Here is a 25,437-nt window from a genome sequence, read left to right on the forward strand (position 1 = left end):
CGTAGGCGGCGCCGGGCGGGCGTCATCGGCCGAAAGAACGAGGAGCGGACCCGCCGCGGGCGTCATCGGCCGAAGGAACGAGGACCGGATCCGGCGCCGGACGGACGGCAACGCCGCCCGGCGGCCGATGATGCGTCCGGCGGGCATCGCCACGCTGATCCGCATGAAGAGTCGTCTGATCGGTGCCCTGTTCGTTCTGGCCTCGGCCGCCGCTATTGCCGGCGGCTCCCTGATCGAGGCCGGCGGGCACGCCGCGTCGGTCACCGGAGCGCTGCTTGAGGTCGTCCTGGCCGGCGCGGTCATCGCCATTGCCGCCCTGTTGTGGTCGGTACTACGTCACGCCAGCGAGCCGGGGGCGGCGGCGTACCTGGCCGTCCGCACGCTGGAGGGGATGCTGATCGTCGCCGGGGCGATCGCCGCGCTGGTCATGCGGTCTCAGCCGGGAGCGTCCACCGGCCGCGAATGGGCCTATCTGCTGGGCACGGTCGTCGTCTTCGGGGCCAGTGCCGTGATTCTCAACTTCCTGCTGCTGCGTGACGACCGGGTGCCGTCCTGGCTCGCGTGGTGGGGGCTCGTCGGCGGCGCGCTGCTCGTGCTGCGGGGCGTCGTGGAGACGTACGGCGTCAATTTGCCTGTGGCCGTGCAGATCGTCCTCGCCGCGCCGATCGGGATCCAGGAGATGGTCTTCGCCGTCCGGCTGATCGTGCGCCCACCGGTCACCTGGTGAGGCCGGCGCCTATGCTCGCTCGTGTGGCTACCAAGTCTGTCTCGATCTTGGCGGTGCTCCGGGCCGAGATCATCGACGGCACCATTCCGGTCGGGACCAGGCTGAAGGAAGAAGCGATCGCGTCCCGCTTCGGGGTGTCGCGGGTGCCTATTCGCGAGACGCTGCTGCAGCTCGAGAGCGAAGGCTTCATCCGCACCGAGAAGTACAAGGGCGCCACCGTCTCGGCCCGGTCGCAGCAGGACGTCCTCGAGCTCATGCAGGTGCGGCGCGGCCTCGAGGTACTCGCCGCGACGCTGGCGGCCGAGGCACACGGCGGCGATCAGGTCGACCACCTGCGGGCTGTGGTCGAGCGGGGCCGGCGGGCGGGCGACGCCGGGGCGGTCGACGATCTGCCGCCGCTCATCCTGGAGTTCCACCAGGCCGTCGCGCGGGCCGCGGGCAACGCCGAGCTGGCGCGCATGCTCGACGGGCTGCTGCAGCGCATCGCCTGGGGTTTCGAGCTCGACATCGAAGACCGGATCGACACGTCGTGGGCCGATCACGCCGCCATCGCCACCGCCATTCTGGGCGGTTCGCCGGTGCAGGCGGGCTATCTGATGGACGAGCACATCCGTAAGGACGAGCAGATCTACCGCCGCCAGTCGCACTGAAGATCGTATACGAGATAGAAGATATACGGCTCACTTCACAGTCCTGACACGATAGGATACGGTTCGGAAACAAGGGTCGTATACAAAATGGCTAGTTCGTGCCGCAGTCTTCGTGACTCCCCCGGGGCGACGCCCGGCGGGGGAGGACCCACCGATGTGGAGCGCAAGCCATGCATGCCGATCACAACCTCGAAAGCGCGCCGACCGGCGCGGTGGCCACGACCCTCGATCGCAGCGGATTCACCCGGGCCCAGTTCTGGGTTCTCCTGATCATCCTGGCCGGGATGTTCTTCGACACCCTCGAGCAGAACTCCGTCGGCGCGATGGGTGCCAACCTCAAGCAGTCCCTCGACATCTCCGACACCCAGCTGACCGTGATCAACACCGCCACCGTGCTCGGCGGCCTGATCGGGCGGCTCGTCGGGGGCTGGCTGGCCGACCGGTACGGCCGCCGGGCCGCGCTGTCGCTCAACCTGCTGGTCTACACGCTGGGTGGCCTGATCAGCGCCGTCGCCGTCAACTACGAGATGCTGATGGCCAGCCGGCTGCTGGTCGGCATCGGCCTGGGCGGCGAGTTCGTGATCGGCATCGCCATGCTGTCCGAGATGGTGGCCACCCGGCATCGGGGCGCGCTGGTCGCCACCCTCAACATCGGTTCCGGTGGCGTCGGCAACTTCCTCTCGTACGGGCTGTTCTTCCTGATCCTGGGCCCGTTCGCCGGCGCCTTCGGGGGCGACGAGACGGTCTGGCGGTGGACGTTCCTGCTGCTGGCCCTGCCCGCGGTGCTGGTCGTCGTCTATCGGCGGCGGCTGCCCGAGACGCCACGGTTCCTGCTGTCGAAGGGGCGTATCGAGGAGGCCAACCGGTCATTGGCCATCCTGACCTCGAACTCGCTGCGGCCGCCGACCGGATCCGCGCCGGCCGGGCCGCTCACCGAGGCGGACGTTCCGGAACGTCAGCTCGCCTCGTCGCCCAAGGCGGTGTTCGCCCGTTCGGTGCTGCCCCGCACGGTCGCGATCGGTGCCGCCTCCTGGATGGCGTTCGGCGCGCAGGTCACGCTCAACTTCCTGATGCCGACCCTGCTGGTCGAGCGGGGCTACTCGATCTCCGAGAGCCTGCTGTTCACCATGATCATGAACGTCGGGTCGCTGCTCGGGGCGTGTGCGGCGGCGGTACTCGCGAGCCGGGTCGGTCGGCGGGCCGCGGTCGGCGGGGCCGGCGTGCTCGGCTGTCTGACCGCGGTGGCGTTCGCGATGTTCGGCGAGACGACCGCGCTGATCCTGGTGCTCGGGGCCACCTTCCAGTTCTTCACGATGATCACGAACACGACCCTGGCCGTGTGGTCGCCCGAGCTCTACCCCACCGCCGTACGGGCCAGTGGCACCTCGATCGTCAACGGCATCGGCAACATCGCCGGCGCGGTCATGCCGTTCCTGGCCGTCTGGTTGTTCGCCCGGTTCGGCCTGGCCGGAGTGTTCAGCATGGTCGCGGTCATGTACGCCCTGCTGGTCGTCGCCTCCCGCTTCGCCCCGGAGACCCGCAACCGTTCGCTCGAGCAGATCAACGTCCGGACCGAGCGCGTCGTCCGCACCTCCCTCGGTCCCGCCCTTCCCGCCTGAACAGAGAAAGAGAGCGCCCATGGACACCCTCGCCATCTCCGCCACCGCCAACGGCCTGAACTACCTGCCGGAATATCTGGCCGAGGCCACCGGGCTCTTCCGGGACGCGGGTCTGTCGGTCACCGCCCGGGCCTGCGACCCGTGGACGGGTGTTCTCGACGACCTGGAGTCCGGTGCCGCCGATCTCGCGCTGGGCGGGCTGTGGGTGCCCGGCATGTACGCCGGTACGCCGCGCGAGCTGAGCGTCATCTGCCAGCTCAACCACCAGGCGCCCAAGGCGATCGTGCGGCGCGGCGGGCCCGGGCCGTTCGCGTTCGCCGACCTGCTCGGCCGGGTGGTGCTCGCGCCCGGCATCGGCGGCAGCGCCCCGTACGCGGTGACCGCCGGCCTGATCCGTGAGGCGGGCGTGGATCCGGCCGGAATCACGTTCCTGCGGGACCTGTCCACCGCGATGTTCGTCGAGCTGTTCCACGCCGGGCTGGGCGATGCGATCGTCCTCGACCTCGTCACCGCGCTCGAGGTCGAGGCGTCCGGCGCGGGCACGATCGTCTATCGCCACCTGGACAGCGGCGGGACCATGCCGAACAGCGTCTACTACGCCCGCACCGACCGGGTGGCCGAGCTGGCCGACCGGTTCACCCGCTTCACCGCCTGCATCGACGCCGCGATGCAGGCGGTGCCGGGCACGCCGGCCGCGACGATCGACGCGATCCTCACCGCTCGCTGGCCGGGCAAGGATCTCGGCATCCTGCGCGAGGCCACCCGCCAGATGACCGCGAGCACGGTGTGGAAGACCGTGGCCGTCGATCCGGCCGGCAGCGACCGGTGGATGGGCATGATCGCCGAGGCGGCCATGGTCCGGACGGCCCCCCGGTTCGCCGACCTGTCCGACGACACCTTCATGAAGGCGTACCGATGACCCTGTTCCTCACCGAGGACGAACTCGCCGGGGTCGTCGACCTCGGCGACCTCATCGACAGCGTGCGCGCCCTGCACGCCGACCTCACCCTGGGCCAGGCGACGCAGCCCGTCCCGGCCATCATCGACACGGCGCCGTCCACCGTGCTGCTGCCGATGGTGTCCACCTCGCACCGCCTCGGTCTCACCGCCGTCAAGATCCTCACCGACGCTCAGGGTCACGGTTCGGTGCAACAGTCCACCGTGCTGCTGCTCGACGCCGCGACCGGGGACCGGCTCGCCGTCCTGCCCGGCCGCACGTGCACCCGGATGCGGACCGCGGCCACCAGCGCCGCGGCCACCGACGCGCTGGCCCGGGGCGACAGCCGGGTGCTGGGGCTGGTCGGAGCCGGGCCGCTGGCCGTCGAGCACGTCGCGGCCGTACGCCGGGTCCGGCCGATCGAGCGGGTGGTCGTCTGGTCGCGTACGAGGGAACGCCTTTCGTCCTTCCGGCAGGCTCTGCAGCGACGCGACATCGCCGACGGGACCACCCCGCTCGACGTGGTCGAGGCGGCCGGCATCCGGGAGGTCGTCGAGGCGGCCGACGTGTTGTGCACCCTCACGCCCGCGCGCGAGCCGGTCGTACGGGGGGAATGGTTCCGGCCCGGCCAGCACGTCAACGCCGTCGGGGCGCCACCCCGGCCCGACCATCGTGAGATCGACTCGGCCGGTCTGGCCCGCGCCACCGTGGTGGTCGACAGCACCGACGTCAGCCTGGCGAAATCCGGCGAGGCGGTGCTCTCGATCCGCGACGGCGCCACGACCGCCGACGACTTCCGGTGTGAGCTGGGTGACGTGCTGACCGGTCTCGCACCCGGTCGCCTCGGGTCCGAGCAGATCACGCTGTTCAACTCGGTCGGGCTGGCGCTGCAGGATCTGGCTTTCGGTGCCCTGGTGCTCCGGCCGGTTGCGGGCACCGTACGGGTGAAGGGCGGCTGAAGCCGGCCGCGGGCTTACGGCAGGATGGCCGGATGAGTCCTGTCAGTCGCGGTCGGAAGAAGTCGAAGTCCCGTCAGCCGGGCGAGCGGGTTCTGCGGGCGGTGCCGGCGGTTCCCGAGGAATGTGACTGCCCCGACTGCACCGGCGAGCCGCTCGATCCGGCCGAACTGCTGCCGTTGGCCGCCGACCTGCTCGCGGTCTCCGATCCGCTGGAAGCCGAGTTGTTCGGCGCGAACGTCGTGGCCGCGGGCGTCGACGTCGTTCCCGCGCTGGCTCAGAGCCACACGACCGAGTCGGTCGCGATGCTTCTCGCGATCGGGGCGGTGGAAGCGGCCGAGCAGATGACGCAGGCCGGCGTGCCCGCGCCGGCCTGGGCGGCCGAGCTCGCGCAGCCGATCACGGTGGGGCAGTGCCGGGTCTACGGCGACCAGGTCGGCGAGACGTCGATGCTGCTGTGCACCTTCGAGCGGGCCGGGCGCGCGCACGGCTTCCTGGTCGACGTCGACCACCTCGACTGTGACTCGGCGGCGGACATCCTGCTCTTCCCGATCCAGGCCCTGGGCGACGTCGAGCAGATGGTGCTGGGCGATGCCCGGGCGGCCGGCGTGGAGCCGTCCGTGGCCGAGCTCGATCCGGCCGAGTTCCGGTGGCAGGTCGAACGGGCCCTCGACGCCCGTGCCGTGCACGACGACGAGGACGGCGACGCCGACGACGACCTCGACGAGGAGGACGGGCCCGGTTATCACCCGGTTGCCGTGCTGCTGCGGGCACGGATGGCGGTTCTTCCCGAGCCACCGCGGCCGCCCGCCCCGCACGGGAACGACAAGGGGCCGGCCGCACTGGCCCGGCCCGTGGCCCGGCCCGCGGCCCGCAAACTGCCGGCGAAGCGCAAGACGTCCGACGGCCCGGCCCCGATCTATCAGGTCAAGGTCAGTCTGGTCGGCGCGGTCCCGCCGAACTGGCGACGTCTCGAGATCCCCGGCGACATCGGACTGGCCGACCTGCACCGCATGATTCAGACGTCGTTCGAGTGGGATGACAGCCACCTGCACGTCTTCGAGACCCCGTACGGCGAATTCGGTTTCGCCGACCGGGAGCTGGGCCATCGCGCCGAGAAACCGGTGACGCTGGAACAGGTCGCGCCCGACGTTCGGGACCGGGTGGGCTATGTCTACGACTTCGGCGACAACTGGGAACTCGAGATCGTGGTCGAGGAGATCCGCGACCGCCGGGAGTGACGACGGTTACCAACCGGTTGTCCAACCGGTACTGTCCGTTTCATGGACGGCAATCGATCTCCAACGCCGGAGGTCCTCCACGTCGACGACGAGGAGCTGCCCGCCCGTGACCTCAAGGGGCGCATCGGCCTGGGCGTCGCGATCGTCGCGTTCGCGGTCGCGCTGCTCGTGCTGTGGCAGGTGTTCCGGCCGCTCGCCCGGGGCAGCCAGTACTACCTGATCATCTTTCTGGCCGGCACGTTGCCGCTGGTCTTCCTGGCCTACCGGTCGCGCCACACCCGGCGCAGGAGCGACCGCCCGACGGTGGTCGACTGGGTGCTGGCTGTCGCCACGCTGATCGTCTGCCTCTATCCGGTCAACCCGTTCGGCGGCGGCTACGACGGGTTCCTCGACCGCCAGGGTCTGCTCGAGCCGGCCGACATCGCGTTCGGGGCCGTTCTGCTCGTGCTGGTCGTCGAGGCCTGCCGGCGGACCACCGGGTGGGCACTGCCGGTCGTCTGTCTCGCTTTCCTCGCGTACGGGTACTACGGCGGACTCCTCCCGCAGAACTGGCCGATCGCCCACTCCGGACTCGACTTCTCGCAGATCGTCGACGCGCTCTACAACTCGGGCAGCGGGTTCTACGGCACCCCGCTCGACGTCGCCGCCACGTACATCGTGCTGTTCACCATCTACGGCGCCGTGCTCGACCTCTCCGGGGCCAGCCGGTTCTTCGTCGACCTGTCGGTGGCCGCGTTCCGCAAGTCGCGCAGCGCCGCCGGCCGCACCGCTGTCGCCGCCGGGTTCCTGCTCGGCACCGTCTCGGGTTCGGGCACGGCCACCGCGGTCAGCGTCGGCGCGGTCACCTGGCCCATGCTGCGCCGCGCCGGATATCCGGCCGACCAGGCGGGCGGCATGCTGGCCGCGGCCGGTGTCGGGGCGATCCTCTCGCCGCCCACCCTCGGCGCGGCCGCGTTCATCGTCGCCGAATACCTCGACGTCTCCTACCTGACCGTCCTCGGCTGGGCGACCGTCCCGACGCTGCTCTACTACCTGGGCATCCTGCTCGCGGTCGAGATCGATGTAAGGCGTTTCCGCGTACGCTCCCTCGAGACGCCCCCGGTCAGCACGCTGCGGCTGCTGGCCCGGTTCGGCTACCACTTCTCGTCGCTGCTGCTGATCGTGCTGCTGCTCGCTCTGGGCCAGAGCGCGACCCGCGCCGTCGTCTACGCCACGCTGCTCGCGCTCGTTCTGTCCTTCCTCGACCGCAGCACCTGGCTGACCCCTCGACGGGTGTTCGCCGCCCTCAGCGCCGGCGTCCGCGGGGTGCTGCCGGTCGTCGCGGTATGCGCCGCCGCGGGCATCATCACCGCCACCACGACCAAGACCGGTCTCGGTACGCAGTTGGCCTCACTGCTCGTGCGCGGGGCCCGGGCCGTCACCGACAATCCGACCGCAGTGCTCGCCCTGACCGTGATCCTGGCCGCGATCGCGCTGGCCATCCTCGGCCTGGCCGTGCCGGTCACCGCCAGCTTCATCATCGGCTGGGTCATCATCGGACCCGCGCTGCTGGCCCTGGGCGTGCCCAAACCGGCGGCGGCGATGTTCGTCTTCTACTACTCGGTGCTCTCCGAGGTGACCCCGCCGACGGCGCTGGCCGCGGTGGGTGCGAGCGCGATCACCGGCGGCCGCACGATCCCGACGATGTGGCAGGCCCTCAAGTACGCGCTGCCGGCGTTCCTGGCCCCGATCGCGTTCGTGCTCACGCCGTCCGGCTCGTATCTGCTGGCGCGGGGGCCGTTCGCCGACATCGTGTGGGCCACGGCGGCGGCGATGCTGGGCGTGGCCGGGCTGGCCGTCGCGACCGGCGGCTGGGTGCTGGGCGTCGGCCGCGCCGGGGTCGGATCGCGTGTGCTGGCCGCACTTTCGGGGCTGCTGCTGCTCTATCTGGAGCCGCTCACGATCGGCGCGGGGATCGTGTTGCTGGCTGCCTCCGCCGTCTGGGCCGCCTTCGATCGCCGGTCCGCGACGCTCGCCGACGGCCCGCCCTCTTCGACCCGGGATGAGCCGGGCCGGGACTCCACGCGTACGGAAGAAACGGGGTTGAAATGAAAAGAATGGCAGTCGCCGCGGTCACGCTGGCCCTGACCGGCGCGGCGCTCACGGCCTGCGGCGGGCGGCAGGACGCGGCCCAGACCGACACCGGTGGTGACGTCACCTGCGAGGTCCCGAACGAGACGCGGATCGGCATCGCCACCGGCAACGCGACCGGCGTGTATTTCGCGCTCGGGAACGCGTACGCGGAACAGATCGGTGCCACCGGCGGCAAGGTCAAGGCGACCGCGTCCGAGACCGGTGCGTCGGTGCAGAACATCCAGCAGCTCGTCGCCGGCACCTACAACGTCGCGTTCTCGCTGGCCGACACCGCGGCCGACGCGATCAACGGCACCGGCAGTTTCGACAGCAAGCAGCCGATCGCCGCCCTGGCCCGCATCCACACCAACTACACGCAGGTGATCGTCCGTAAGGCGGCCGGGATCAAGGACGTGGCCGGGATGAAGGGCAAGCGGGTCTCCACCGGCTCACCGAAGTCCGGCACCGAGGTCATCGCCAACCGTCTGCTCACCGCGGCCGGACTCGACCCGGCCCAGGACATCAGCGCCCAGAAGCTCGACCTCACCAAGACCGTCGACGGTATGAAGGAGGGTTCGATCGACGCGCTGTTCTGGTCGGGCGGCCTGCCCACCCCCGGTGTCACCGATCTGCTCACCACCGCGGGCGGCCAGGTGCAGTTCCTCGACATCACGCCGCTGCTCCCGGACATGCAGAAGATCAACGAGGTGTACGAGGCCGGCACCATCCCCGCCGCGACGTACAAGCTCGCGGCCGACACCCCGACGATCGTCGTCCCCAACGTCCTGCTGGTGAAGGACGATCTCGACGCCAACGTCGCCTGTGTGCTGACCAAGGCCCTGTTCGACCGGAAGCCCCAGCTCGAGCAGGCCAACGCGGCCGCCAAGGAGATCACCCTGGACCAGGCCCGCAAGACCGACCCGGTGCCGCTGCACCGTGGCTCGGTCAAGGCTTTGGACGATCTTGGGGCACCCAAATAACCGATGGCGCACCGACGGGCGGTGGGTCATCATGGTCGCCATGATGACCTTCTCCCGGAAGGGCGCGTGCGCCCTCGCGCTTTGATCGCGACCGCGCGGCTCCGTCCCGCACTCTGGACCGACGCCGCCGAGATCCGCCAAGAGTGGCTTGACGTGGGACTCACCACCAAGCCGGTCGACCACACCACCACCGAAGAGGCGATCGCCTCGATCTACGCCCGGCATCGACGGCGTCGCCCCGAGTTCGTCTGGGTGACCTCGCCCCGAGCCGCGATGCCGTTCCTCGACGGGCTGCCCACCCACGAAGACCTGCGGCGTCCGCAGTTCCCGTGGCCGCTGGCCAGTGACATCGCGGCCGGGTTGTCCCAGCTGCGAAGTGACCTCGAGGCCGACTACACCGAACCACCGGCCGACCGTCCCGCGCCCAAACGCAAGAAGGGCGATCCGTGGCCGGTGCTCCCACCCGAACAGGCGCTGGCCGCGGGCTACCCGTTCCGCGAGGTGCTGCTGCAGGGCGTACGGAATGATCTGTTCCGTCGTCTGTCCAGTGTGTACCTGCCGGTCCGGGCCGCGCTGGGGCCGGTGCCGGTCGGGTGGTACGGGCATCAGGACGCCTACTGGATGGCCTTCGCCGACGTCCTGCGCCGGCTCGGACTCACACCGCTGCGGCGTCAGCACGAGTTCGAGACGTGGGCCGCCCTGACCCGCGCCGGCGGCTGGTGGTGGCCCGGCGAGCATCGGTGCGTGCTGGTCGAACGCCCGGTGACCCTGCGAACCGACCCGCTGTTCGTCGAATACGGCGACGGCTGGGCCGTGCACTAGTCACGTTCCCGGGCCTCGGCCAGCACTTCGCATTGTTCACGCCAGCCCGCACCGGCCAAGCCGATGACCAGATGGGTGGCGCCCGCATCGGCGTCGGCGGCGAACCACTCGGCCGCCTGGTGTGCGCTTCCGACGATGGGCAGTTGTCCGGCCAGGTTCTTGCTTTTCCCGTACGCCCGGAAGATGTTCGCGGCCATCTCCTCCGCTGACGGTCGTCCCGGGCCCGATCCGAGTGCTCCGGCCGCGCCGATGGTGATCGTCGGCGCGGCCCGGTTCTCCGCGGTCGCCATCTCGCTGAGCCGCGCCCGGTGCCGGGCGGAAATAAAAGGATTGCGGGCGGGAATGGGAGGCCCTATTGTTTGGGGAGTCCGCGAGAGAGCCGCACGAAAGGGGTCCGAGATGAAGTGGCATGACGCCGTTGTCGTCCGCCCGGGTGTGAGCGCCGCGGAGATGCCGGAATCGTTCCAGGGTCGAATGCCGCGAATGCCGAGGCCTCAACGCGAACGGCGGCTGGGTCGCAGTTGGCGCTGCGCGACGAACGGGCGATGGTCCTGACGTCGTAAGGCGACCGGCGTCCGGCGGCTGTGCCGGTCTCTCGTTGGGCCGTTGCGTTGTGGCTGCTCAGGGTGGTACCAACGGCTGTCGGGGGCGTTGGTGCTGGCTGGGAGGCCGTCGCAGGTGTCGAGCGTGGCTTTGCTGAGCATGCCCGGGTGATACTTCTGCTCGTGCTCGGCTGAGCCCGGTGAAGTGGCGGCTCGGTCATCACTCGCGATCGGCTCCGTGGTCCTGGCCGCACATTCTGACGTTTTACGGGCCGGCGGTTTCGCCATTCTTTTGACTGCGGAAGTCGTTTTTCTGTGTCCTATGGGTGTAGCTCAATTGGTAGAGCGACGGCCTCCAAAACCGTTAGGTGCGGGTTCGAGTCCTGCCGCCCGTGCTCGTCACATCTCGACAATTTCATAGGCATGTCCACATGAGAGGGGGCAGGGCGGCGGCGCACGCGGGCCGGCTGCGGCGGGTAGGGCGACCGTCGGGCTGGCTGGAGGGGAACACTTGCGCTACCCCACCAACGCGCTCCCGCCGTCCTGCCCCACGCGCGGCGATCAGTTGTCGTCCCGTACCAGGCAGAAGGGGTGGCCGACCGGGTCCAGCAGGACGCGTACGTGGGACTGCGGCTGGTGGTCGGCCAGTTTGGCCCCCAGGGCCTGCGCCTCGGCGACGGCTTCGTCCAGGTCGCCGACCTGGAAGTCGAAGTGCATCATCGGGCGCTGTCGTCCGTCGTTCGGGGGCCAGACCGGTGGTTCGTAACCGTCGGCCTGCTGGAAAACGACGAAGTTCGAGCCGTCGGGGCGTGTGGCCAGCACCGACGTGCCGGGCTCCTCGTGCACGAGCGGCCAGCCGATCAGATCGGAGTAGAAGCGGGCCAGTGCGGCCGGGTCCGGGGCCTCGACGGCCATGCCCCACCACATGCCCTGGATGTGTGACTGCATCCCCGCACCATAGGACCGGTTGCGGACGGTACGCGTCCGGAATGAGACCCGTCGTCGTAGCTCAGCGGGAGAGCGCCGCCCTCATAAGGCGGAGGCCGGTGGTTCGAGACCACCCGACGGCACATATTGAACTCTTCGGTTCAGTGTCATAAGGTGAACCGCATGGTTCAGCAAGAGGAACTGGATCGCGTGTTCGCCTCCCTGGCCGACGCGCAACGCCGAGCCGTGCTGATCCGTCTCGGCGACGGGCCGGCGACCATCGGCGAACTCGCCGAACCGGCCGGCATGACCCTGACCGGCATGAAAAAACACGTGCAGGTGCTGGAGGGCGCCGGCCTGGTCGTCACCGAAAAGGTGGGCCGCGCCCGGCAGTGCCGCCTCGCCCCGGCCCCACTCGACGAGGCGATGGCGTGGATCGCCTTCTACCAACGCTTGTGGGCGCGCCGCCTGGACGGGCTGGACGCCTACTTCACCCTGCGCCGAGGCCTCAGCGATTCCGCGCAGCCGGGCGGTTCCGCGCAGCCGGGCGGTTCCGCGCAACGAGACGCAGCTTGGCAATCCGACGAGAACCGCGCCCAGCGCACACCGACGATGGAGCAGAACGATGACGCTTGACATGCGACTGACCCGTGAGCTTCCGGCCACGCCGGAGGAGGTGTTCGACGCCTATACCGACGCTGAGAAGCAGAAGATCTGGTTCAGCATTCTCGACGAGACCCCGGGCATCGTGGAGATCGAGGTCGACCTGCGGGTCGGCGGTAAGCAGACCGCGGTCTGGGGGCCCGACAAGGACACGCTGTTCCGCGAGACCCAGACGTTCCTCGAGATCGACCGGCCCCGCCGGCTGGTCACCGAGTCGATCGGATCCGGGCCCGACGGTGCCGAGATGGCGACCCGCATCGAGATCACGTTCGAGGCTCAGGGCGACAACACGCTCGTGACCGTCGTGCAGAGCGGCTTCCCCGTTCCCGAGGTTCGCGACTTCTTCGTCAACGAGGTGTGGCAGGGCGCGTTCGCTCGCATCGAGGCGTTCCTCAAGCAGTCCGCCGATGCGTAAGGCCGCGACCGTCATCGCCGCCGCGGCCGGGGTCGCCGTCGTCGTCAACCTGGCCATCTACGCAGTGGGCCGGGCTGCGGGCGGCAGCTTCCGATTCACCGGCAACGGTGTCGTCAACGAGGTGGACGCGGCTACCGTCGCCGGCTTCACGGCGGTTCCCTTGCTGATCGGCCTGGTGCTGGTGGCGCTGCTGTCGCGTTTCGGGGGCTGGGTCACCCGTACGGCGGTGGTCGTCGCCCCGGTGCTGGCCGTGGTCACGATCTTCGTGATGACGATCCCGGCCGATCTGGACACCGCGAGCACGGTCACCCTGGCTCTCGCCCACTTGGTCCTGGCGCCGATCAGCGTGCTGGCCGTCCGCGCCCTGGCCCGCACACCGAGGCATGACGATGCGGCGCCGGCCGAACTGTCCCGGGCTCAGAATGAGGCATGACTTCGGCATCGGAACTGGCCCGGCTGGCGAGCCTGCTCGCTGACGAGAGCCGCGCCGCCATGTGCCTGGCTCTGCTGGACGGGCGCGCGTGGACGGCGGGCGAGCTGGCGGGCCAGGCCGGTGTCGCGGCGTCCACGGCGACCGAGCATCTGCACCGGCTCGTGCAGGGTGGGCTGCTGGTCGAGCGGAAACAGGGACGGCACCGGTACGTGCAGCTGGCCGATCCGGCCGCGGCGCAGCTGATCGAGGATCTGGCCGCCCGGCTCGACCCGCGGCCGGCCCGGGTGACCGGGTTGCGGGCGGCTACGGCGTCGGCCGCGCTGCGCCGGGGCCGGACCTGCTACGACCATCTCGCCGGGCAACTCGGGGTGGCGGTCACCGATGCCATGACGGCGCGCGGGCTGCTCGACCAGGACGGCGGGTTCGCGCTCACCCCGTACGGGAAGGAATGGCTTGTCGATCGTCTTGACCTGGATCTGCGGAGCCGGAGCCGGCCGCTCGCCCGCGGATGTCTGGATTGGACGGAGCGGCGGCAGCATCTGGCCGGGCTGGCCGGAGCAAGGCTGTGCGAGACCTTCCTCGAACGGCGCTGGGTGACCAGAATCGGATCGGGGCGTGCGGTGCGGCTGACCGCGGACGGCCGCGCCGCGCTCAGAGCGGACCTCGGTCTGGACGGGCTCGACTGAGTTGCAGGCCCGTGGCCAGCACGTCGACGGCGGCCAGCAGGCCCGCGTAGGGCATGTCCCGCCAGTCCGTCGCGACCGGTGGCAACGACGTGGACAGCGGATAGCGTTCGGCGAAGTCGGGGATCGGGGCGGCGCCGGCCACCCAGGCCTGTTCGTCGGCCGGGGTCAGCTTGCGATAGGCGGCGGCGGTCTGGGCCGTGGCCCGCACGGTCGCGTAGAGCATGGTGACCGCCGGCGCCCGCTGCGGATGCCCGCCGAGGATCGCGAGCAGCGCCTCCATCCAGTCCTGCTCGTTGGGGCCCTGCGACGCCTGCGCCCACGAGCGCTCGGTCAGCCACGGATGGGCCAGATAGAGCTCGAACAGCCCGGTCGCCCATCCGCGCAGCCCGGGTTGCAGCGCGGGGAGGGCGCTGGCGTGGTCCTGCATCAGCGCGACCATGTTGTCTTTCGTTCCCACGTACGGATACAGCGCCATCGCCGTCCGTTCAAAACGCGCGGCGACCGCACGGGTGGAGACGGCGTCGAGCCCGGACGTGTCGGCGATCGCGATCGCCGCGTCGAGGATCTCGTCGAGGTCGAGCTGCTGGCGCGGTCCGCGGCGGGGCGTGGGCAGGGTCGTCCCGCGGTGCCGCCAGAGCCGTCGAAGGTGATCGTCCATAACTCCTGACAGTGTATAGTGTTTTGCATGCCGAACGCGCGATTGCACGACGGATCCATCATCGAGGTCAACGTTCGAGGCGCCGGTCCCGCCATCCTCACCCCGGTGAGCACGGCGCTGATCGAGGGGGAGCAGGCCGAGACGATGCGGGCGTGGGGCGCCGACCCCCACCTCGGGCACAACCTGGCGACCGGACTGGCCGAGGCCGGCTTCCGGGTGATCACCGCCGACTACGAGGGCCATCGCCTCAATGAGCAGCCGGCGCCCCTCTCCCTGACCGTCGACGCCGTGGCCGCCGACCTGCTGGCGATCGCCGACGCGGCCGAGGCCGAGCGGTTCGCCTATTACGGCTATTCCTGGCTGGCCCTCTCCGGGCTGCAACTGGCCCTCCGGACCGATCGGCTGACCGCCCTGGCCATGGGCGGATACCCGCCGCTCGACGGCCCGTACGACGCGATGCTCGCCGTCACCAACAGCGCCCACCGGCTGGCCCTCGATCCGCCGCCCCCGCCGACCGGTGAGGCCGTGGCCGGGGACTGGGACTCGGTCGCTTTCACCCAGACCCCCGACCAGACCCGTCAGTTCGTGACGCTCTACGAGTCGTTGCGCGACTTCGACGACAGCCAGGTGCGGCTCGAGCTGCCGCGACTCGCGTTCGCCGGCGAGAAGGACAACATCCAGTACGGCCCGGACTGGGACAACGCCTACGTCACCCTGGCCGAGCCGTTGATCCGGAACCAGGACGCGCTCCGGTCCCAAGGCTGGCAGGTTCACATCGTCCCCGGCGCCGATCACATGGTCGCGATGCAGGCCGCCGCCGTGCTCCCGCTGCTCGTGCCGTTCCTCAGGTCGTCACGTTGAGCCAGCCGCCGTCGACGTAGTAGGTCGAGCCGACCGAATAGCCCGACCGCTCCGAGCACAGGAACACGAAGAAGTCCGCGATCTCGGCCGGCGTGGCGAACCGGCCGATCGGTGCGTTGTCGTCGGCGATCTTCTGCAGGTACTGCTCCCAGGTCTGGTCGGTACCTTCGGTGAGCGACTTCGCCGTCTTGATCCAGTCGCCGGTCATGACCAGGCCCGGGTTGACCGCGTTGACCCGGATGTTGTCGCCGATCAGCTCGTTGGCCAGGCACTTGGAGAACATCACGAGCGCCGCCTTGGTGGTGTTGTAGATCGGCTCGTAGCCCAGCGGCTGGGTGGCGCAGATCGACGCGTTGTGCAGGATCACGCCCCCGCCGCGGGCCTTCATCTGCGGCGCGATCGTGCGGGCCAGCCGGACGGCCGCCATCACGTGCAACTCCCAGTAGAACTGCCACCGCGCGTCGGGGGCGGTGAGGATCTTCTCCTCGCTGCCGGTGCCGGCGTTGTTGATCAGGATGTCGGCCCCGCCGAACTCGGCCTCGACGGCGGCGGCCACCTGGTCGGCGCTGTCGGGGGCGGTGAGGTCGGTGGCGACCGTGAGAACCCGCCCGTCGATCGAATCGGCTACCTCGCGCAGGCGGTCGGGGTCGCGGGCGACCAGCGCGACGTGTGCCCCCTCGGCCGCCAGACCGCGGGCGATCGCCTCACCGATCCCAGCATTACCTCCGGTAACCACCGCCACCTTGTCAGTGAGACGCAGATCCATTCCGAGCTCCGTTCGAGTGCGGGAGAAGCGGGTACCCCCAGAACGTTGCCACGAAGAGGCGGGAGTCCGGGGTGTTCGGGAAGTCGAAGTCGGTCGCCGACCAGTTGGTCGAGGTGCTGGTGCAGGCGGGCGTCGAGCGGATCTACGGGATCGTGGGGGACAGCCTGAACGCGTTGTCCGACGCGATCCGGCGCCACGACGCCATCGAGTGGGTGCACGTCCACAACGAGGAGGCGGCGGCCTTCATGGCGGCGGCCGAGGCCCAGGTCACGGGCAAGCTGGCGGTCTGCGCGGGCAGTTGCGGGCCGGGCAACACGCACCTGATCCAGGGCGTGTTCGACGCGCACCGATCGGCCGCGCCGGTGCTGGCCATCGCCTCGCACATCGTCTCGGGTGAGATCGGCACCGGCTTCTTCCAGGAGACCGACCCCAAGCGGCTGTTCGAGCAGGCCAGCCACTGGACCGAGCTCGTCTCGGCGCCGGCCCAGATGCCGCGGATGGCCCGGATCGGCATCCAGGAGGCGGTCGGCCGGCGCGGCGCGGCGGTGCTGGTCGTGCCCGGTGACGTGCTCGAGGCCGACGCGGTCAACGACACCGGGACCGGGCACGCGGTGGCCGGGCCGGTGCTCGGAACGCCGCCCGACGACGTGATCGCCGAGCTGGCCGAGCGCATCAACGCGGCCGGGACGGTCGCCGTCTTCGGCGGCATCGGGTGCGCCGGGGCCCGGGCCGAGGTGCTGGAGCTGGCCGAGAAGCTGGGCGCGCCGGTCGGGCATTCGCTGCGCGGCAAGGAATCGCTGCAGTACGACAACCCGTACGACGTGGGCATGTCGGGTCTGCTCGGCTACGGCGCCTGTTACCAGGCGACGCACGAGGCCGACCTGCTCCTGCTGCTCGGCACCGACTTCCCGTACCGGCAGTTCCTGCCTCAGAAGAACACGATCCAGATCGACATCGACCCGTCCCGTCTCGGTCGCCGCACCCCGCTCGATCTGGGCGTGGCCGGTGACGTCGGGCTTACTCTCCGCGCGCTCCTTCCGAAGCTGGAACGCAAGGATCACAAGTTCCTCCACATGATGCTGAAGAAGCACGTGGATGAGCTCGAGCGCGTCGTGGGGGCGTACACGGAAAGGGTGGAAGATCTTGTCCCGATCCACCCTGAGTACGTGGCGGCGATCCTGGACGAGGAGGCGGCCGACGACGCGATTTTCACCGCTGACACCGGGATGTGCACGAGCTGGGCGGCCCGCTACATCACGCCGAACGGGCGGCGCCGGCTGCTCGGATCGTTCGTGCACGGGACGATGGCCAACGCGCTGCCGCACGCGCTCGGTGCCCAGAAGCTCGACACATCACGGCAGGTCGTCTCGATGTCGGGTGACGGCGGTCTGGCCATGCTGCTCGGCGAACTGCTGACCGCCAAGCTGCACGATCTGCCGGTCAAGGTGGTCGTGTTCAACAACTCCAGCCTCGGCATGGTGCGTCTCGAGATGCTGGTGGCGGGCGATCCGCCGTACGAGACCGACCACGATCCGGTCGACTTCGCGGCGATCGCGCGGGCGGCCGGCCTGCACGCGATCAGGGTGGAGAAGCCGGACGAGGTACGCGGGGCGATGCGTGCGTTGCTCGACCACGACGGGCCGGCGCTGCTCGACGTGGTCACCGATCCGGACGCGCTGGAGATCCCGCCGCACATCACCAAGGAGGAGGCGGCCGGGTTCGCGCTCGCCGCCGGACGGTCGGTGCTGTCCGGCGGCGTCGGGCAGATGCTGCACCTGGCCCGGACCAACCTGCGCAACGTCCCGCGCTAGGACGAAGCGCGGAGATCAGCGCCGACGTCGTGCAGGTGACGCAGGGCCTGCCGGTACGAATCGGTCAGGCTGGTCATCTCGTACGGGACGCCGATCTCCGCGCAGTACTGCTGCACGATCGGCTGGGCCCGGCGCAGGTTCGGGGTCGGCATGCCGGGGAACAGGTGGTGCTCGATCTGGTAGTTGAGCCCGCCCAGGGCCACGTCGACGAACCGGCCGCCGCGTACGTTGCGCGAGGTCAGCACCTGCTTGCGCAGGAAGTCCTCGTCGCCGGTCGGGTGCGGCATGCCCTTGTGGTTGGGCGCGAACGTCATGCCCAGGTAGACGCCGAAGATCGCCTGGTGGACGACGAGGAACGCGAGCGCCTGCAGCGGGCTGAGCACCATGACCAGCGCCCCGACATAGGTGATCAGGTGCACCCCGAGGAGCGCGGCCTCGAGCGGTTTCTTCTTCTCGTTGATCCACCGGATGCTGTCCCGCTTGAGCGAGAGCCCGAGCAGGGTCAGCAGCGGGAAGAACAGGTAGGCCTGATAGCGGCCGATGAAACCGCGGGCATTTTCCGGTGACCAGGCCAGCACGCCCGGCCCGACGTCCGGGTCCAGATCGTCGTGGTTCGGGTTGGCGTGGTGCTTGGTGTGCTTCTCCATCCAGTAGCCGTAGGACATGCCGATCGCCAGGTTGCCCGCGATCAGGCCGGCCCGCGAGCTCGGCTTGTTGGTGCGGAACACCTGCCGGTGCGCGAGATCGTGGGCGACCAATGCGGTCTGCGCGAACACCACGGCCAGGAAGGCCGCCACCGCCAGCGTCCACCACGACGCGCCGATCAGGAAGAACGCGCTCCAGCCGAGCACGAGCGCACCGGCGACCAGGCTCAGCCGTACGGCGTAATAGCGCGGCTGCCGGCGCAGCAGCCCGGCCTCGTTGATCCGGCGGCCGAGTTCGGAGAAGGCGGTCGTGCGCGGCCGCTCTGCCATCGTCGTCATGCCCTACAGCAGACCGTGCCGGACCCCGCAAGGTCAGGAGTGCGGGCCCCCCAGCCGGTGGTAGGGCTAGCACTACTGAGTTGATCTCCCCGGTGGTTCAGGATGGAAAGCGTGGAGACAAGAGACTGGATTCGTGACGGGCTTCGAGCGGTGGCCGCCGGGGCGCTGTCGATCGTCCTGGCCGTGCTCAACCTTCCGCTCTTCGTGCTCTTCGTGCTGTCGCTGGTGCTGACGCCGGTGCTCGGCATCGGGTTCTTCCTGCTGCCGGCGGTGACCGCGCTGATCCGGCTCAAGGCCAACGCGGCCCGGGGCATGGCGGCCTGGCACGGCGTGCCCATCCCGCGGCCCTACCGCCCGAAGCCGGCCGGCGTCGCCCCGGTCGGCTGGAAGCGCTACCACTGGATCATCACCGACCCGGCCACCTGGCGCGACTTCGCCTGGCTGCTGCCGGGCGCGGTCGCCGGCCTGGTGCTCGGCATCCTCACGCTGGCCATCCCGGCCTACGGCGTCGAGGGCATCGTGCTGCTGCCGCTCTGGATCTATCTGGCCGAGGGCTGGTCCGGTTACGCCGCGATGTGGCCGATCGAGAGTGTCGGCGAGGGCTTCCTGTCGCTGCCCATGGGGCTGGCCATCCTCGCCCTCGGCATCGCGGTGGCGCCCTACCTGCGCCGGGCCGACGCGTGGTTCGTCCGGCTGTTCCTGGCCCCGACCCGCGCCGCCGAGCTGCGCCTGCGGGTCGACCAGCTGACCGTCACCCGGGCCGACACGGTCGACGCCCAGGCCGCCGAGCTGCGGCGGATCGAGCGCGACCTGCACGACGGCGCGCAGGCCCGGCTGGTGTCGCTCGGCATGACGATCGGGCTGGCCGAGGAGCTGATCGAGCGCGATCCGGCCACCGCCCGCAAGCTGCTCTCCGAGGCCCGCGACAACAGTTCCACCGCGCTGGTCGAGCTGCGTCACCTCGTCCGGGGAATTCACCCCCCGGTGCTGGCCGAGCGCGGTCTCGACGGGGCCGTGCGGGCGCTGGCGCTCAGTTCCCGGATACCCACCACAGTGGACTCCGACCTCACCGGCCGGCTCGAGACGCCGGTCGAGTCGGCCGCCTACTTCGCGATCGCCGAGGGCCTGGCCAACGTGCAACGGCACAGCGGCGCCACGTTCGCGTACGTGAGCATGCACCGGCTCGGCGACGTGCTGCACCTCGAGGTCGGCGACGACGGGCGGGGCGGCGCCGACATGACCAGCGGCACCGGGCTGGCCGGAATGGAGCGACGCCTGGCCGCCTTCGATGGCACGATGAGCCTGTCCAGTCCGCCAGGTGGACCGACCATCGTCTCCATGGAGCTGCCGTGCGCGTCGTCATCGCCGAGGACCATGCTCTCCTCCGGGACGGACTGACCCGCATCCTCGAGGCGTTCGACTTCGACGTCGTGGCCGTCGTCGACCGGGGGCCCGACGTCGTTCCGGCGCTGCTCGAGAACAAGCCCGACGTGGCCGTTCTCGATGTGCGCCTGCCGCCCACGTTCACCGACGAGGGGCTGCAAGCCGCGATTTCCGTACGCCGGGAGGCGCCGGGCCTGCCCATCCTGGTGCTCTCACAGCACGTGGAACCGCTCTACGCCCGGGAACTGCTCTCCGACCGCCGGGGCGGGGTCGGCTACCTGCTCAAGGACAGGGTCTCCGACGTGGCCCAGTTCATCGACGCCGTACGCCAGGTGGCCGGCGGCGGCACGGTGATGGACCCCGAGGTGGTGGCCCGGCTGCTCGACCGCTCGCGGCCGCTCGACGTGCTGACCGCCCGCGAGCGCGAGGTGCTGGGCGAGATGGCGACCGGGCGCTCCAACGCGGCGATCGCGGCCAAGCTCTTCGTCACCGAGAAGGCGGTCAGCAAGCACATCAACAACATCTTCACCAAGCTCGGCCTGCCGGTCTCGGAGGACGACAACCGCCGGGTGCTCGCCGTGCTGGCCTACTTGGACAGCTGAGGCAGCACCTCGGCGGCGATCAGGTCGATGTGGTCGAGGTCGTCCATCTCGATGATGCGCAGGTGCACGCGACCGGCGCCGATCTCGCGCATCTGTTCGATCCGCTCGACCAGCGCGGCGGGGGAGCCGGTTACCGGGTCTTCCGGCGGGAGGGCGCTCTTGACGTGCAGGGGAGCGGCCCGTTCGGCGGCCTCGGCATCGGTGCGGCCGATCGCGACCACGATGCCCGCCGACAGGGTCAGCTCTCGTCCGGTCTTCTCCGACGCCTGCCGCACGCGGTCGAACGCCGCCGCGGTCTCGGCCACGGTCTTGAACGGCATGTTGAACTCGTCGGCGAACCGGGCCGCCAGTTCCGGCGTACGGCGTGGGCCCTTGCCCCCGATGATGATCGGCGGGTGCGGTCGCTGGACCGGTCGCGGCAGTGCGTGGGCGTCCACCAGTTGGTAATGCTTTCCCTCGTACGAGTACATCTCGTCCTCGGGGGTGTGCCAAAGTCCGGTGAGGATCTCGAGCTGCTCCTCGAGGCGGTCGAAACGCTCGCCCACCGGGGGGAACGGGATCCCGTACGCGGTGTGTTCGCGCTCCACCCAGCCGGCGCCCATGCCCAGCTCAACGCGGCCGCCGCTCATCTGGTCGACCTGCGCCACGATGATCGACAAAGGACCGGGCAAACGGAATGTGGCGGAATTCACCATCGTGCCGATCCGCAGGGTGGTGGTCTCGCGCGCGAGCCCGGCCAGCGTGACCCAGGCGTCGGTCGGCCCGGGCAGTCCGGGCTCCGGGGTCAGCGCCCGGTAGTGATCGGCCCGCAGAAGTCCCTCGTAACCAGCGGATTCGGCGTGCCGCGCGAACCGCAGCTGGGTGTCATAAGAGGCACCACGATGGGGCTCGACGAACAGGCTTACGCGCATCATCGTCCTCAAGAGGCAGACGTTCCGGACGCATACCGGCTCATCATGATCGAATGTGAGAGATACGTCTACTTCGCTATTTGAGATGAATCTGTCATCGATGCTTGTGCCAGTTTGCCCTACGATCCCCGGTCGGGGCACCCCTGTCCCACGTTCGACCCCTACGACCGCGGCGCGCCCTTTGCCGTCGTTGTCGATTCCCCTCGGGAAGGATTCCGGTGCAGAGAAGGACCCTCGTACGTTCCGTTGTCGCCGGCGCGCTCGCTCTGACCATGAGCGCAGCCGCCGGGTGCAGCGACGACTCGGCTGACGGCGACGGAGGCTCCGGCTCCGCGTCGCTCGAAAAGATCACTTACCTGACCTCGTTCGGCACCTTCGGACGTGACTCATACGCGTACGTCGCCCTCGAGAAGGGCTACTTCAAGGACGCCGGCTTCGACGTCGAGGTCAAGCCCGGCGCCGGCTCCGGTGAGGGCATCAAGGCCATCGTCTCCGGTGCCGCCCAGTTCACCCCGATCGACCTCACCGGTGGCCTGATCGCGGCCGGCGGCAAGGACAAGACCACCGGCTTCACCGCGGTGAGCGCGATCCAGCAGCGCACGATGGCCGCCATCATCTCGCTCGACGGCAACGGCATCGCCTCGCCCAAGGACCTCGAGGGCAAGACGCTGGCCGACGCGCCCGGCTCGGTCGTGCGGACGCTGTTCCCGACCTACGCCAAGCTGGCCAACATCGACGACAAGAAGGTCACCTTCCAGAACGGCCAGGCGCAGACCCTGATCGGCACGCTCGCGTCGGGCAAGGTGCAGGGCATCGGTCAGTTCGTGGTGGGCAAGCCGACCGTCGAGACCGTCTCCAAGAAGACGGCCGTCGTGCTGCCCTACAGCGACTACCTGCAGGACCTCTACGGCAACGTCCTGATCACGTCGACCAAGTACGCGACGGACAACCCCGAGAAGGTCAAGAAGTTCACCGAGGCGCTGCTCAAGGGTCTGCAGTACTCCATCGACAACCCGGCCGAGGCCGGCACGATCATGGCCAAGTACGTCCAGACGGCCAACCCCAAGGGCGTCGAGGCCGAGCTCAAGCTGATGGGCCCGTACGTGAAGTCGGCCGCGGCCGGCATCCCGGTCGGTGCGCTCGACGCGGAGCGGGTCGCGCGCAGCATCGCGATCCTGCAGGGTTCCGGCCAGATCGACCCGGGTCTCAAGCCCGAGCAGGTCATCAACTTCGATCTGACCCCGAAGGCCTAGTTTTCCGGGGCGTGCCGGTGACGGCACGCCCCTTTCTTCTCGTCGGAGGAGCACCGGTGCAAGACACGCTGACGCCACCGTCGGAGGCCGCCGTGACCAGTCCCGCCCGTCCGGCCCGACGGTTCTCGGCCTCGCTGGTGGCCTGGCCGGTGCTCGGCATCGTCGTGACGGTCGCGGTGTGGTGGGCGGCCGTCGAGATCTTCGACATCCAGCCGATCATCCTGCCCTCCCCGCTGGACGTCGCCGAAAGCTTCGGCACCTACCCCGACCTGCTGCTCAGCACCACCTGGGACACCGTGCGGGTCACCCTGATCGGCTTCGCCCTGTCGATCGTCATCGGGGTCGCCCTCGGCACGGCCATCGCCGCCTGGAAGCCGTTCGAGCGCGCTTTCGGCCCGCTCCTGGTCGCCCTCAACGCGGTGCCCAAGGTGGCCCTGGCCCCGCTGATGATCGCCTGGTTCGGCTTCGGCACCACGCCGGTTCTGGCGATGGCGTTCCTGCTGTGCTTCTTCCCGATCGTGCTGTCCACGGCGACCGGCCTGACCAGCACGCCGGCCGACCTGGTCGAGCTGACCCGCTCGCTCGACGCGACCCGGGTGCAGACCTTTCTGCGCGTACGGGTTCCGGCCGCCCTGCCCCAGATCTTCGTCGGTCTGAAGCTGGCCATGCCGCTGGCCGTGATCGGTGTGGCGGTCGGCGAGATGCAGTCGGGCAGCGTCGACGAGGGCCTCGGCACGATCATCGTTCAGACCGCGGGCCAGGGCGACACCGCCACGGCGTTCGCCGCCCTGACCTTGATGGCCATCGTGAGCATCATCCTGTACTACGCGATCGTCGCCATCGAGCGCGTCGCCCTGCCCTGGGTCCGCGGCACCACGGCCTAAGCCAAGGCCTGACGGATCGTGCGGGCGACCGGGCCGTGGTTGTCGGCGTAGGGCGCTTCGCGGTGCTCTTCCGACGGGCTGATGCACGGCTGGGCCAGGAACCGGGGACGGGTGCCGTGGTGCGGTTGCGCGGCGTGCACGAGGAACGGGTGGCACACGAACACGTCGCCCGCCCGGCCCGTGGCCAGGGCGACCGGCCGGTGTGCCGAGGCGGTGTCGACCAGTGGTGACAGCACTTCGCCGGAGGCGCCCGCAGTGCCGTAGCGGCGCAACACCGGCGGAACGTCCATGTGCGACCCCACGCGGATCCGGGTGGGCGCATCACTCTCGTCGACGTCGGTGAAGAGGAACAGCGTCAGCATCGCCCGGTAGCTCGAATGCACGTTGGTCCAATAGGACGACTCGCCGGGCGGCGTGTAGGCACCCTCGATGTGCCAGCCGGCGTCGTCCGGTTCCTCGACATGCGGGAACCGCAACGGAAAGGCCCCGATCCCGTCCCGCCGCGGCTCCCAGCGGCCCGGCCCGACCAGGGCGTCGAGCGCATCGAGCAGAACGGGCATGGTCGCCGCCCGCGCGAACGGCGCCTGTGGCATGTGCCCGATCCAGTGGACGGGTTGCTTCCAGGTCGCGGGATCGCCGGGTTCCGCGTCGATCTCGGCCCAGAGCAGCCGCACACACTCGTCGACCAGATCGGCGGGCACCGCCTGCTCGATCCGCACGAACCCGTCGCGGACGAACTGCTCGATCACCTCAGCGTCCATGATTGGAGGCTGGCCGCTCCCGCCCGGGACAGCAACCGAATATGCCGCCCCGCCTGAGGTCCACCGAATCGGACAAAACGTACATTAGTCTGACGGAATGATTCGATCGCGCTTTGGCATTCCGGCTCTCGCTGTGCTGGCCGTCCTGGTCGGTGGCGGCCCGGCCTTCGCCGCTGAGGCCCGCTCGGCTTCGGTTGTCGCCCGCCCGGATTCGGCCGGCGACCTTCGACCCACCCCGGACAGCGTGGTGGTCACCGGCAACGGCGAGGTGTTCGGCCGGCCCGACGTGGTCACCGCTTCGTTCGGGGTCGAGGCCGAAGCCGCCACCGTGGCCGAGGCCCTGAAGCAGGCCACCGCGGCCGCCACCCGCATGCGGGACACGCTCGCCAAGGCCGGCCTGACCACGGACGACCTGCAGACCTCGAACGCCGGCATCAGCTCGAAGACCGACAAGAACGGCAAGGTCATCGGCTACACCGCCAACCAGGGCCTGACCGCGACCATCCGGAACCTGCCCAAGGCCGGCGAGATGATGACCGCCGCCATCAAGGCCGGCGGCGACGCGGCCCGGCTGAGCGGCGTCACCTTCAGCATCGAGAACAAGACCAAGCTGATCGCCGGGGCGCGGAAGAAGGCGTTCGCCGACGCCCGCGAGGCCGCCGCGCTCTACGCCCAGGAGGCCGGCCGCAAGCTGGGCCAGGTCATCAAGGTGACCGAGACCAGTTTCGGCGGCGGCGCCCTGCGCGGGTGGAGCAACGACATGGCCGCGGCCGACGCACCCATGCCGATCGAACCGGGCCGCCTGCCGCTGACCGCGACCGTCACCGTGGAGTGGGCGCTGGTCTCGTAGAGCG

26 protein-coding genes, 2 tRNA genes and 1 pseudogene are annotated in these 25,437 nt (G+C 69.8%); 22 read left to right on the forward strand and 7 right to left on the reverse strand.

Annotated features, from left to right (window positions below):
• Positions 1–163 precede the first annotated feature (163 nt).
• From KOI35_RS02975 to KOI35_RS03015, 9 genes are all read left to right on the forward strand, one after another.
• A complete protein-coding gene (locus tag KOI35_RS02975; RefSeq protein ID WP_215784411.1) occupies positions 164–727 on the forward strand; it encodes a DUF4386 domain-containing protein in 564 nt (187 codons plus the stop codon).
• 23 nt (positions 728–750) lie between these two features.
• The gene (locus KOI35_RS02980; protein WP_215784412.1) at positions 751–1,377 is read left to right on the forward strand and encodes a GntR family transcriptional regulator; all 627 of its coding nucleotides are present in this window, start codon (positions 751–753) and stop codon (positions 1,375–1,377) included.
• Between the two features lie 170 nt (positions 1,378–1,547).
• Positions 1,548–2,996 (forward strand): MFS transporter, encoded by a 1,449-nt coding sequence (locus tag KOI35_RS02985; RefSeq protein WP_215784413.1) that lies wholly within the window; start codon positions 1,548–1,550, stop codon positions 2,994–2,996.
• Positions 2,997–3,015: 19 nt separating this feature from the next.
• A complete protein-coding gene (locus tag KOI35_RS02990; protein WP_215784414.1) occupies positions 3,016–3,915 on the forward strand; it encodes an ABC transporter substrate-binding protein in 900 nt (299 codons plus the stop codon).
• Positions 3,912–4,892, forward strand: a complete 981-nt coding sequence (locus KOI35_RS02995; protein WP_215784415.1) for an ornithine cyclodeaminase family protein — start codon at positions 3,912–3,914, stop codon at positions 4,890–4,892. The genes KOI35_RS02990 and KOI35_RS02995 overlap by 4 nt, the downstream gene beginning before the upstream one ends.
• 32 nt (positions 4,893–4,924) lie before the next feature.
• Entirely contained in the window at positions 4,925–6,130 is a 1,206-nt protein-coding gene (locus tag KOI35_RS03000) for a plasmid pRiA4b ORF-3 family protein (RefSeq protein ID WP_215784416.1), read from the forward strand.
• A 42-nt stretch (positions 6,131–6,172) separates the two neighbouring features.
• The gene (locus KOI35_RS03005) at positions 6,173–8,221 is read left to right on the forward strand and encodes a TRAP transporter permease (RefSeq protein ID WP_215784417.1); all 2,049 of its coding nucleotides are present in this window, start codon (positions 6,173–6,175) and stop codon (positions 8,219–8,221) included.
• Entirely contained in the window at positions 8,218–9,222 is a 1,005-nt protein-coding gene (locus KOI35_RS03010; protein ID WP_215784418.1) for a TAXI family TRAP transporter solute-binding subunit, read from the forward strand. The genes KOI35_RS03005 and KOI35_RS03010 overlap by 4 nt, the downstream gene beginning before the upstream one ends.
• 153 nt (positions 9,223–9,375) lie before the next feature.
• On the forward strand, positions 9,376–10,044 hold the full coding sequence (locus tag KOI35_RS03015) for a DUF6745 domain-containing protein (RefSeq protein WP_215784419.1): 669 nt from the start codon (positions 9,376–9,378) through the stop codon (positions 10,042–10,044).
• Here the strand turns inward: KOI35_RS03015 and KOI35_RS03020 are convergent.
• Positions 10,041–10,334 (reverse strand): hypothetical protein, encoded by a 294-nt coding sequence (locus tag KOI35_RS03020; RefSeq protein WP_215784420.1) that lies wholly within the window; start codon positions 10,332–10,334, stop codon positions 10,041–10,043. The genes KOI35_RS03015 and KOI35_RS03020 overlap by 4 nt on opposite strands.
• 574 nt (positions 10,335–10,908) lie before the next feature.
• On the opposite strand from KOI35_RS03020, the gene KOI35_RS03025 reads away from it, so the two are divergent.
• Positions 10,909–10,981 (forward strand) — tRNA-Trp (locus tag KOI35_RS03025).
• Between the two features lie 166 nt (positions 10,982–11,147).
• On the opposite strand, the gene KOI35_RS03030 is transcribed toward KOI35_RS03025, so the two are convergent.
• Positions 11,148–11,534 (reverse strand): VOC family protein, encoded by a 387-nt coding sequence (locus KOI35_RS03030; protein WP_215784421.1) that lies wholly within the window; start codon positions 11,532–11,534, stop codon positions 11,148–11,150.
• Between the two features lie 50 nt (positions 11,535–11,584).
• Between KOI35_RS03030 and KOI35_RS03035 the strand changes: the two genes are divergently transcribed.
• The 5 genes and pseudogenes from KOI35_RS03035 (at position 11,585) to KOI35_RS03055 (ending at position 13,710) form a co-directional block, all read left to right on the forward strand.
• Positions 11,585–11,656: transfer RNA gene (locus tag KOI35_RS03035), tRNA-Met, on the forward strand.
• A 40-nt stretch (positions 11,657–11,696) separates the two neighbouring features.
• Positions 11,697–12,014, forward strand: a pseudogene (locus tag KOI35_RS03040) (ArsR/SmtB family transcription factor); the annotation flags it as partial.
• 124 nt (positions 12,015–12,138) lie between these two features.
• Positions 12,139–12,591 carry an SRPBCC family protein gene (locus KOI35_RS03045; RefSeq protein WP_215784423.1) on the forward strand — a complete coding sequence of 151 codons (453 nt, stop codon included), beginning with the start codon at positions 12,139–12,141 and terminating at the stop codon, positions 12,589–12,591.
• A complete protein-coding gene (locus KOI35_RS03050; protein WP_215784424.1) occupies positions 12,584–13,024 on the forward strand; it encodes a DUF6069 family protein in 441 nt (146 codons plus the stop codon). Before KOI35_RS03045 ends, KOI35_RS03050 begins: the two co-directional genes overlap by 8 nt.
• Positions 13,021–13,710 carry an ArsR/SmtB family transcription factor gene (locus KOI35_RS03055; RefSeq protein WP_215784425.1) on the forward strand — a complete coding sequence of 230 codons (690 nt, stop codon included), beginning with the start codon at positions 13,021–13,023 and terminating at the stop codon, positions 13,708–13,710. Before KOI35_RS03050 ends, KOI35_RS03055 begins: the two co-directional genes overlap by 4 nt.
• Here the strand turns inward: KOI35_RS03055 and KOI35_RS03060 are convergent.
• On the reverse strand, positions 13,676–14,368 hold the full coding sequence (locus KOI35_RS03060) for a TetR/AcrR family transcriptional regulator (RefSeq protein ID WP_215784426.1): 693 nt from the start codon (positions 14,366–14,368) through the stop codon (positions 13,676–13,678). The genes KOI35_RS03055 and KOI35_RS03060 overlap by 35 nt on opposite strands.
• 27 nt (positions 14,369–14,395) lie before the next feature.
• On the opposite strand from KOI35_RS03060, the gene KOI35_RS03065 reads away from it, so the two are divergent.
• On the forward strand, positions 14,396–15,229 hold the full coding sequence (locus KOI35_RS03065) for an alpha/beta fold hydrolase (protein ID WP_215784427.1): 834 nt from the start codon (positions 14,396–14,398) through the stop codon (positions 15,227–15,229).
• Here KOI35_RS03065 and KOI35_RS03070 read toward each other — a convergent pair.
• Positions 15,213–15,995, reverse strand: coding sequence for an SDR family NAD(P)-dependent oxidoreductase (locus KOI35_RS03070; RefSeq protein ID WP_215784428.1), 783 nt, complete (start codon positions 15,993–15,995; stop codon positions 15,213–15,215). The genes KOI35_RS03065 and KOI35_RS03070 overlap by 17 nt on opposite strands.
• 71 nt (positions 15,996–16,066) lie before the next feature.
• Here KOI35_RS03070 and KOI35_RS03075 point away from each other — a divergent pair, with 71 nt between their 5' ends.
• Complete coding sequence (locus KOI35_RS03075) at positions 16,067–17,806, forward strand: pyruvate dehydrogenase (RefSeq protein WP_215784429.1); 1,740 nt, start codon at positions 16,067–16,069, stop codon at positions 17,804–17,806.
• Here KOI35_RS03075 and KOI35_RS03080 read toward each other — a convergent pair.
• Positions 17,803–18,789 carry a fatty acid desaturase family protein gene (locus KOI35_RS03080; RefSeq protein ID WP_215784430.1) on the reverse strand — a complete coding sequence of 329 codons (987 nt, stop codon included), beginning with the start codon at positions 18,787–18,789 and terminating at the stop codon, positions 17,803–17,805. The two genes, KOI35_RS03075 and KOI35_RS03080, sit on opposite strands and share 4 nt — an antisense overlap.
• Positions 18,790–18,891: 102 nt before the next feature.
• Between KOI35_RS03080 and KOI35_RS03085 the strand changes: the two genes are divergently transcribed.
• Entirely contained in the window at positions 18,892–20,187 is a 1,296-nt protein-coding gene (locus KOI35_RS03085; RefSeq protein WP_215784431.1) for a sensor histidine kinase, read from the forward strand.
• Entirely contained in the window at positions 20,139–20,774 is a 636-nt protein-coding gene (locus tag KOI35_RS03090) for a response regulator transcription factor (protein WP_215784432.1), read from the forward strand. Before KOI35_RS03085 ends, KOI35_RS03090 begins: the two co-directional genes overlap by 49 nt.
• Here KOI35_RS03090 and KOI35_RS03095 read toward each other — a convergent pair.
• Positions 20,759–21,685, reverse strand: coding sequence for an LLM class F420-dependent oxidoreductase (locus tag KOI35_RS03095; protein WP_215784772.1), 927 nt, complete (start codon positions 21,683–21,685; stop codon positions 20,759–20,761). The genes KOI35_RS03090 and KOI35_RS03095 overlap by 16 nt on opposite strands.
• 272 nt (positions 21,686–21,957) lie before the next feature.
• Here KOI35_RS03095 and KOI35_RS03100 point away from each other — a divergent pair, with 272 nt between their 5' ends.
• Together KOI35_RS03100 and KOI35_RS03105 are read left to right on the forward strand one after the other, a co-directional pair.
• A complete protein-coding gene (locus tag KOI35_RS03100; protein ID WP_215784773.1) occupies positions 21,958–22,938 on the forward strand; it encodes an ABC transporter substrate-binding protein in 981 nt (326 codons plus the stop codon).
• Positions 22,939–22,994: 56 nt separating this feature from the next.
• Positions 22,995–23,822 (forward strand): ABC transporter permease, encoded by an 828-nt coding sequence (locus KOI35_RS03105; protein ID WP_308120754.1) that lies wholly within the window; start codon positions 22,995–22,997, stop codon positions 23,820–23,822.
• On the opposite strand, the gene KOI35_RS03110 is transcribed toward KOI35_RS03105, so the two are convergent.
• A complete protein-coding gene (locus tag KOI35_RS03110) occupies positions 23,819–24,583 on the reverse strand; it encodes a phytanoyl-CoA dioxygenase family protein (protein WP_246612379.1) in 765 nt (254 codons plus the stop codon). The genes KOI35_RS03105 and KOI35_RS03110 overlap by 4 nt on opposite strands.
• Positions 24,584–24,680: 97 nt before the next feature.
• On the opposite strand from KOI35_RS03110, the gene KOI35_RS03115 reads away from it, so the two are divergent.
• A complete protein-coding gene (locus tag KOI35_RS03115) occupies positions 24,681–25,433 on the forward strand; it encodes an SIMPL domain-containing protein (RefSeq protein WP_215784433.1) in 753 nt (250 codons plus the stop codon).
• Positions 25,434–25,437: the final 4 nt, after the last annotated feature.

The sequence above is a fragment of the Paractinoplanes bogorensis genome, assembly GCF_018829635.1.
GTDB lineage: Bacteria > Actinomycetota > Actinomycetes > Mycobacteriales > Micromonosporaceae > Actinoplanes > Actinoplanes bogorensis.